Genomic DNA, 1,046 nt, shown 5'->3' with positions numbered 1-1,046 from the left:
TTTGTTTCTCCAGTTTTCGAAAGCATCTAAAAACCAACTTTCCTCTAAAACCGTTTACGGTGCAGATAATAAGAATCATTGGTTTCCTGGTCGTAGAAAAACGGATGCTGTTTCAAAACATTCCCAATAAACTGGAGCTCCGCTTTTTCGTCTCTGTAAACAGTAAATACATTGCCCAATTTATCCTGTGCCTGAATTTGCTTTTTGGAAAGCACCGGAATTTCCTGGTTACCATATCGCATCACAGGCGTAATCAAAATAAAGTCTTCTGATTCGGAAAGATAAATGAGTTGCTCATTCTCCAGATCAAAACCTTTCTCCTCAATTTGGCTTTTGGTAGCAGGCTTAAGGTAAGAATAATCGACCTGAATGCTACCTTCTAACGGTATTAAAATCGATTTTTGAAATTCAGGATATTTCGATTGGTGTAAAATTAACCGGTTACTCTGTTTCTTAAAAAACCCAATTACCCGAAGCAAATCTAGCCTGGGGATGAGATACATTTGATCTTTAAGCTGAATAAAGTATTGATGAACAAGCATTAAACTATCCAACTCATAAGAATTTCCTGCAATCATCAATCTACCGGTGATCTCATAAAAGTCATCCTTTTGGTTAACGCTCAGCCTTAGATCTGGTTCTAAGAAATGAACTTTTACCGGTAAAATGGTGGCTGCCTGAACAGTTGCAGATTGTTTTGTACTTTGAAGATAAATTGGAATGTTTAAAGGATTTTTAACCACTGCTTTCAGTGCATCAATTTCTTCCTCACGATGTTCATCATTAAAATTTTGCCCAAAAGAAACAATGCCACCATAAAATTTCAAAGCCTGCTGATCTTCAGTCTGAAACATTAGTTCGGTGGCACTCACATTCTTTATTGGATTTTTCACCTTCCCACTCTTAGTGGTAGCTGCCTGAAAAAGTTCAAGCGTAAGGTGATTGTAGTAGCGATGCTGACCAATGACTAGGATTAACTTACCGGTATCATGACTCACTTTTTTCTGAAGGTTGCCTGGCAAAAGCATTTGCTGCAAATGTTGCTG

The 1,046-nt window shown here is 37.8% G+C and carries 1 pseudogene; it reads right to left on the bottom strand.

Annotation, left to right across the window (positions count from 1 at the left end):
• Nucleotides 1-44: 44 nt before the first annotated feature.
• Nucleotides 45-1,046, bottom strand: a pseudogene (locus ON09_RS23735) (DEAD/DEAH box helicase); the annotation flags it as partial.

Source organism: Pedobacter agri PB92, assembly GCF_000258495.1.
Taxonomy (GTDB): Bacteria; Bacteroidota; Bacteroidia; order Sphingobacteriales; family Sphingobacteriaceae; genus Pedobacter; species Pedobacter agri.
This window is presented reverse-complemented; position numbering and strand designations above follow the sequence as displayed.